Here is a 3874-nt window from a genome sequence, read left to right as displayed (position 1 = left end):
GAACAGCGAACTCAAACACCGACACGGGTACGACGTGGCCACGTCCTCGGGTCTGCCTGGCATGCAGATACAAGGTGCTATGGCTATATTCGCAGTGAACTTAAAACGGATATTGAAATTAGCTGACTAACAAACAGCGCCAAGACCTCAAAAATGCGACACCTTCTCCGGAATATCAGGAGAAGGTGTCGCATTTTTGCTTATCGCTTTGGGGGCTCACAAAAACCTTAAGTTCTTCAGTGGCCTCGCAGCTATGCCGGCTGTTTTTATTTTAAAGTCGTATTCGTATTAGGTGCCGTATTTCTTCAAAATCGACGACAGCGTAAGCAGCGGCCATATATAGTTGTTGCTCGGATAATGAACATACACGCTGCCTGGAAGAGCTGCTCCTGTTGGATAGGTGTAGGTCCAATCTCGTCGCTCAAGCGATTGGAGCAATGCTTCTACGCCTCTTTCCATTGCGGCATTAGGTTTTGCATAAACTGCGATTAATGCGTCGAGCGCCCATGCGGTTTGAGAGGGGGTGCTAGCATGGAGCGGGACATAATTCTTTACTTTGTCGCTCAAGCAGGACTCGCCCCAGCCGCCGTCTTCATTTTGAATAGATAGCAGCCACTTGATTCCCTTCTGAATGGCGGGATGGTCGTCTGGCACCCCAACTGCTGTCATTCCTTTTATTGCAGCACCTGTCCCATGCGTATAGGCAATACCCCAGCGACCGTACCAGCTACCATCCCTCATTTGCTGGGAGAGCACCCATTGCACACTATCATCCAGCCAGCGATGGCCGATTGTCATGTCCAGCTCATCCCCTAAAAAACCAAGTACACGGCCGGTTAAGTCGACAGTAGAAGGATCGGTAGAAATGTCAGAGGAGCCTTCAAAAGTAAAGAAGCTGGCTGGCAGCTGGTTGCCTTCGCGTTCGAACGCAGGCCAGCCGCCATCTTCGTTTCGCATCGCTAGCACCCAGTTTAAACCTCGTTGCCAGTTGGCGTGTAAGCCATTTGCTTCGGTAGTGAAAGGCCGAATTGCCCGCAGAACAGCAGCGCTGTCATCGACGTCTGGATAAAGCGTATTTACGTTGGAGAATCCCCAGCCTCCTGCAGGTGTATTCGGCAAACGTCTAGTCCAATCTCCTAAACGAACCTGCTGCCTTGCTAACAAATAAACCCCAGCTTTCTCGAGGGCAGGCATGCTTGGAGAGGCTCCTGCTTCACGCAGCGCGTAAGTCAGCATGGAGGTGTCCCAAACTTCAGCAGATGCGACTTGAAGATGAGGCCTGTCGACACACATGACTGAAAGTATACCTGCCAATAATCGATTTACGGCGGGTGAATCCGTGGAGTAGCCCAGCGAAAGCAAAGATAAAATCATCAATATTGTTGCAGTAGAGAAGGTTAGAAGTGTTCCATTTGGCTCAAGTCTCTCGAACATAAAGGCTTCAGCCTTCTCATACGACGTTGAGGAGCTGGGTGGAAGCAGACTGGATAAAGGCAAGCTGGATATAAATTCATTCAACGCAGATATCCAGGTCGTATCATTCGAAAATTTGCGCGAGTCGTTAACAAATAGCTGATAAAGCTCGGGCATTGTACTCGTTTTGCGGACAAATTGTTTGTTTGCCATAATGATAGTCGGTACAAGGTGGACACGCGCATGACCAGAGAGTGAGAATAGATCAAGGCCGATTCCGAGATCGGAGAAAAAAGCTTCAAGCGGAATGCGCAGCATACGCGGCCATTCCGCTTGACCTGTTGTGGCAAAGATAACCTGCGTAAGCAAGGATCTAACCTCGGATAAACCGCCGCGTTTCAGAATAAATTGCTTAGCCCTTACCATACGCGGATCAGCTTCATAGTAGTAACCTGCATAAAGCAGTGCAAAATAAGCCTCAGACGTTGCGTCCAAATTGCCCTCAGACTCGTCAGGATAAACCTTCCAAGCACCGTTTTCCTCTTGTTTTGAGGCAATTCGAGCTGCAAGCATGTGAATCAAACGCTCATCAGCTCTGCCTAGCAGGCGCAGCAAAATGATTAAATAACTATCCGTCATCGTCCCAGAATCGAAGCACATCCGCCATGCGCCGTCCTGCGACTGCTGGTGAATAAGCTCTTCCGTCATTGCATCTATCCTTGCGCGGATTCGTTTCATATCCATGTGGCGCAATCATCCTTTGCAACTGTCGTTGCTTAATATATATGCGCTAATCAGCATGCACAGTCGAGGATCGCCTAATAGGAATAGACGGCTTGTTCACACTGTTTATTCATTAAGGGTTAGAAGCCGTTGCAGCAGCATGGATACAGCCATTGTAGCTGCTCCTTCTTTATGTCGGATAATAGAAAAATCACGTTCGAAACGCTGTTTGCTCAACCGAAGCTGGATCAATTCTCCCGATTCTAATTCCTTCTTTACGACCCAGCGTGACAGCATAGCAATTCCTAAACCGGATACAACAGATTGTTTGACACTTTGGCTGCTATTAAAAATGTAAGAGCGTTTTTGGGTTATTTGCGCATCACGTATGAACTGGTCGCTAAAAGCGCGAGTGCCAGAGCCGACTTCTCTCAGTACCCATACTTGGTTTTGCAGCATTTCGGCATCAATGAAGCGCTCCGCTGCGAGCGGATGTGTAGAAGGAGCGATCAGAATCATTTCATCTTTCATGTAAGGCGTAACGATTAAATCTGACGCGCTTGCATCTCCTTCAATGAGACCAATATCAAGTTCGTTGGAACGCACTGCTTGAACAATTTCCTCCGTATTCCCGATTGTTGTTTGGATAGTAACAAGCGGATATTGAACAGCAAATTCAGCAAGCCGGCTTGGGAGAACATATTCACCAATCGTAAAGCTGGCTCCAATCTGCAAGCTGCCCGTCACTTTATCCTGCAAAAGCTGTATGTCCTGCTTCGCTTCCTCATATAAAGATAAAATTTGCTTCGCCCGTTGGTACATAATGTCACCAGCTTCGGTAAGCCGAACCTGCTTAGGAGAGCGATGCAGCAGCTTTGCTCCAAGTTCATTTTCTAAATTTCGAATATACAGGCTTACCCCTGGCTGAGAAATATTCAATAGATCTGCAGCTCTTGAAAAATGACTTTGCTCGGTTACGGTAACGAATACTCGAAGTGCCTCAATGATCATCATTATCCCTCATTATTGATTGCGATTTTCTTGAATATAACGTAACTATAAGGAAAAAACGAATGAATGGCAATTCAATCATTAGGATTCCTGATGATAAGGATAGGGAATAGGTATTTCACTTTGTCTGCTCCGAGCCTTATAGTGAATGCAACGGGTACACTTGCTAAACACAAGATGCAGAGGTGAAATCGATGATTATAAAAAATGTTTTTATTCGACATTCGAATAATGGTTTTGGTTTTATACAAGGATTAGCGTATACGATTGGTATTGCAATAGCAGCGAAAGGAATCGCGATGCTTCCTTTTTTTAACGTTATGGGTCAGCTGGTTGTCGCAATTTTATTAGGGATAGCCTGTCGTGCATGGATAGGCTTGCCGGCGCAAGCGACGAGCGGCATAACGTTTTCAAGCAAAAAACTGCTGCGATTCGGAATTATTCTGCTGGGGCTTCGCCTGAACTTATATGATATTTTACATGCAGGGCCAAAGGTATTTGTGCTTGCCGTTATTAACATTGTTTTTACGATATTTGTTGTTTATGGAATAAGCAAATGGATGAAAATAGATAAAAATTTAGGCCTTCTCACAGCCTGCGGTACAGCTATTTGCGGTGCAGCAGCTGTTGTAGCGATAGCTCCACAATTGAAGGCAAGTCCAAATGAAACAGCAGTGAGTGCGACAACGGTTGCTATTTTAGGAACGCTATTTACTCTAGCCTATAC

The 3874-nt window shown here is 46.3% G+C and carries 3 protein-coding genes; 1 reads left to right on the top strand and 2 read right to left on the bottom strand.

Translation table 11 applies throughout. The annotated features are described in order from the left end of the window. Window positions 1-288: 288 nt before the first annotated feature. Together AC1DSE_RS32005 and AC1DSE_RS32000 are read right to left on the bottom strand one after the other, a co-directional pair. Window positions 289-2157 carry a squalene cyclase gene (locus AC1DSE_RS32005; protein WP_477510502.1) on the bottom strand — a complete coding sequence of 623 codons (1869 nt, stop codon included), beginning with the start codon at window positions 2155-2157 and terminating at the stop codon, window positions 289-291. 105 nt (window positions 2158-2262) lie between these two features. Further along, entirely contained in the window at window positions 2263-3147 is an 885-nt protein-coding gene (locus tag AC1DSE_RS32000) for a LysR substrate-binding domain-containing protein (RefSeq protein ID WP_477510560.1), read from the bottom strand. Between the two features lie 200 nt (window positions 3148-3347). Between AC1DSE_RS32000 and AC1DSE_RS31995 the strand changes: the two genes are divergently transcribed. Then, window positions 3348-3874: YeiH family protein (locus AC1DSE_RS31995; RefSeq protein WP_477528816.1), on the top strand; the 527-nt coding region annotated here is incomplete at its 3' end.

The sequence above is a fragment of the Paenibacillus sp. 01L418 genome, assembly GCF_056400045.1.
The sequence above is the reverse complement of the archived record's forward strand: the minus strand, read 5'-3'. Positions and strand labels throughout refer to the sequence as shown.